The 2,857-nt window shown below is 42.6% G+C and carries 5 protein-coding genes and 1 pseudogene; 5 read left to right on the forward strand and 1 reads right to left on the reverse strand.

Annotated features, from left to right (window positions below; genetic code table 11):
• Positions 1 to 248 (reverse strand): peptidoglycan-binding domain-containing protein (locus AC1DWN_RS31615; RefSeq protein ID WP_477562816.1); only part of this gene is annotated, 248 nt, incomplete at its 3' end.
• 216 nt (positions 249 to 464) lie between these two features.
• Between AC1DWN_RS31615 and AC1DWN_RS31620 the strand changes: the two genes are divergently transcribed.
• The 5 genes and pseudogenes from AC1DWN_RS31620 (at position 465) to AC1DWN_RS31640 (ending at position 2,655) form a co-directional block, all read left to right on the forward strand.
• Positions 465 to 692: a hypothetical protein gene (locus AC1DWN_RS31620; RefSeq protein ID WP_477562817.1), complete on the forward strand. Its 228-nt coding sequence runs from the start codon at positions 465 to 467 to the stop codon at positions 690 to 692.
• Between the two features lie 345 nt (positions 693 to 1,037).
• A pseudogene (locus tag AC1DWN_RS31625) lies at positions 1,038 to 1,209 on the forward strand (DDE-type integrase/transposase/recombinase); the annotation flags it as partial.
• A 267-nt stretch (positions 1,210 to 1,476) separates the two neighbouring features.
• Positions 1,477 to 1,821 carry a hypothetical protein gene (locus tag AC1DWN_RS31630; protein WP_477562820.1) on the forward strand — a complete coding sequence of 115 codons (345 nt, stop codon included), beginning with the start codon at positions 1,477 to 1,479 and terminating at the stop codon, positions 1,819 to 1,821.
• Complete coding sequence (locus AC1DWN_RS31635; RefSeq protein WP_477562818.1) at positions 1,749 to 2,021, forward strand: hypothetical protein; 273 nt, start codon at positions 1,749 to 1,751, stop codon at positions 2,019 to 2,021. The genes AC1DWN_RS31630 and AC1DWN_RS31635 overlap by 73 nt, the downstream gene beginning before the upstream one ends.
• Positions 1,951 to 2,655, forward strand: a complete 705-nt coding sequence (locus tag AC1DWN_RS31640; protein ID WP_477562819.1) for an ABC transporter substrate-binding protein — start codon at positions 1,951 to 1,953, stop codon at positions 2,653 to 2,655. The genes AC1DWN_RS31635 and AC1DWN_RS31640 overlap by 71 nt, the downstream gene beginning before the upstream one ends.
• Positions 2,656 to 2,857: the final 202 nt, after the last annotated feature.

The raw sequence follows: 2,857 nt of genomic DNA on the forward strand, positions 1-2,857 counted from the left end.
CCTACAACACCGTCACTCTGGAGCCCGTTATTTTTTTGAAAACGTTGAACTGCGCTGCGGGTGCCCTTACCAAAATTTTTATCTATGGGCAAATTGTAATAACCGATCGTCTGAAGCCGGAACTGCAGATCCGGAATATCCTGTCCCTCGCTGCCGAATTTCAAGACGGGCGAAGCATCTACTTTGTGATTTGCTGCGGTTGCGGTAACGAGTACGAGCAGTGTGAATAGAGCCAGAAGTCTGTACATGATGATTAAATCCCTCCGTATGCGAATAATAGGTAAATGATCGAATGGCTTTGAGCGTTTATTCTAGCACAGCATGAATAGGATAATCTTGTTAAGATTTTCTCATATACATCCCCCCTGAAAGAATGGAAATGCATCGAATTATTATTATATTAACGATGATTAACTGCTAAAAAATAATTTAAAATCGCAGATCACGGATAGTAGGAGTGTACAATGCAGGGTGATATAGAATTAGCAATGGAAAAAATTGAGCAACTTAATTTTCGTAATCAAAGAGCTATGATGGAATTAGTAAAAAGAAGTCTAAAATTAAATGAGGATGAATTTACTAAAGAATTGCTTGTAGCTTACGCTCATCAAAACCCTATACATATCTTAGAGGTAGCAGTTGCTCTACAATATGAAGAAATCATTAAGGCGCTTCCAGAAAAATTTGCTTAGTCAAGGAACAGATTGTCTAGTAAGCTGCTCTTTTAGTTTTGGCTTAATCCACTATAGGGTAACGTTAATTGAACGACACAAGGAGTAGTTTGCTGCGGCAGCTACTCCTTGTTTTTATTAACTTAAAGTTATGGTGCAAAGCTCTAATTCATGGATAACCTAACTGATAATTTCATAAGATGGTATTTAAAATATAGTTTATGAAATATAGTTTATGCTATCGAGACAACGAATTCGGACCTATCTAAGATCCACAAATGATACGTACAGAACCGATGAAACGTACTAGAGCGGTTGATTCGATGGGGAAAACGATTGGATAAAAACCCAGCATATCCACCAGCCATACAAGGATTAATAAATGAAAAAGCCCTGCCAAAAGAAACTTTGGTTAGACAGACAAAATACCTAAACAACATAGTAGAACAAGATCATCGATTCATAAAGAAAATCACAAAACCGATGCTTGGTTTCAAAACGTTTCACACTGCAGAACAGACGTTGAAGGGAATCGAGGCTATGCATATGATTAGTAAAGGGCAGGCGAAAAATAATTCGTCTGTCCTTTCAGCTGTTGAATGGCTCAATAAAATATTTGAATCCACTTGCTTCCATCATCATAACACAAGATTTCGTTCGTTATTTTTGTATCGCTTTGCATCGATTTCCGAAAGTCCGAAAGGTTCCGAAAATAAGAGAAGAAACATGAATTTTACGTGATTTTCATGTCGGGAGCTTTTTCTTAAGATAGAGTAGAAAGGAAAACCGACTTGGAGGAAGGACAATGAGAAGAAAAGGGTTAGGTTTGTTGGCAATGGTTGTTATGCTGGTAGTCATGTTAAGCGCTTGCGGCAGCAGCAAAAATGAGGGTGGAGCAAGCTCATCTCCTAGCAGCACGCCATCGGCGTCTCCGACGCAAAATGCAAGCGCTTCCGCTGAGGAAGTCACGTTGAAAGTGAGTGGGTTTAAATCCGGCACGGAACTCGGAGCGATTCCCGAGCTGAACGAAAAATTCATGAGTGAAAACCCACAGGCATTAAAGTTGTTTACGAAGGAATGCCCGGCGGCCAGTTCAAAGAATTCATCAAGACCCGTTTCGCAGCAGGCGATGCTTCCGATGTCATCATGATGCACCCTGGCTTGTCTGACATTATCTCTTACGGTAATGCCGGATATTTGCTTGATATTGCGAACGAGCCGTGGTTATCCAATTTCTCGGACGCATCGCTTAAAGCAACCTCGCTTGATGGCACAGTGTATGGCATTCCGAATGACATTGGCGGCGTTGTATACAGTTGCTCCTGCGACTGTCTACCAGGCAATGCCTGACTTCGATGCCAAGCTGAACGAAGGTTCTGTAACTTTTTCCGGGGCATGGGACGATGCTGTAGCCAAGTGGTTCTCATTAAATGATAAAGGCTACTTGACGGCTAAAAGTACGGGTGTCAGCCTCGATCAAACACAGCAAGCATTCGCAAAAGGCAAAGCGGCGATGTACATTGACGGAAGCTGGTCGCTCGCAGGGATTAAGAAGACAAATCCGGATTTGAAGCTGGGCATGTTTGCAATGCCTTCTAATGCAGCGGGTCAGGATGTAATTGCCTCTGCTGCGGTCGGAACGACTTTCGCAATCAACAAAGATACGAAGATTGCAGATGCGGCGAAGAAATATCTTGAATTCTGGAGCCAAGTGGAAAATCAGAAGGCGTGGACGAAAAGCCAGCAAGGTTTCATGACGATCAATGGTGAAACAGGAGAAATCGACGAGGCGTTCAAGGAAATTGCAGAAGTCGTGGCTAAAGGACAGAGCTATCCATTCCTTGACCAAGGATGGCTATACGGTAGTGCAGCAACTACAGAGATGATGACTGCTGCACAAGGGGTCTATCTGAATGCAATTAATCCGGCCGGCATGCTGGAGTATATGGATAAAGCTTGGAAGGAAGCAGCTAACAACAAATAATTGGGATTCGGTGGGGGGATGATAGAACTCCTCCTTCTTCCCTATCATATTAACGGAGGGCGACATATGAGAAAAAGGAATTCGAAGACCGTTTCTTGGAGCAAGCGTATATACCGTAGTTCTATCTTTTTGCTAGCATTCATGATGATTGTGTCAGGAGGAATTGTTCCTGCGAATGCCAATGGAAATGCCAGTCTTGAGG

This window comes from Paenibacillus sp. P4_A7 (assembly GCF_056402455.1).

Bases quoted from the DNA above. Each gene is read 5' to 3' on its own strand.
- AC1DWN_RS31620 (WP_477562817.1), top strand. From the start codon at position 465: ATGCAGGGTGATATAGAATTAGCAATGGAAAAAATTGAGCAACTTAAT.
- AC1DWN_RS31630 (WP_477562820.1), top strand. From the start codon at position 1,477: ATGAGAAGAAAAGGGTTAGGTTTGTTGGCAATGGTTGTTATGCTGGTA.
- AC1DWN_RS31635 (WP_477562818.1), top strand. From the start codon at position 1,749: ATGCCCGGCGGCCAGTTCAAAGAATTCATCAAGACCCGTTTCGCAGCA.
- AC1DWN_RS31640 (WP_477562819.1), top strand. From the start codon at position 1,951: ATGGCATTCCGAATGACATTGGCGGCGTTGTATACAGTTGCTCCTGCG.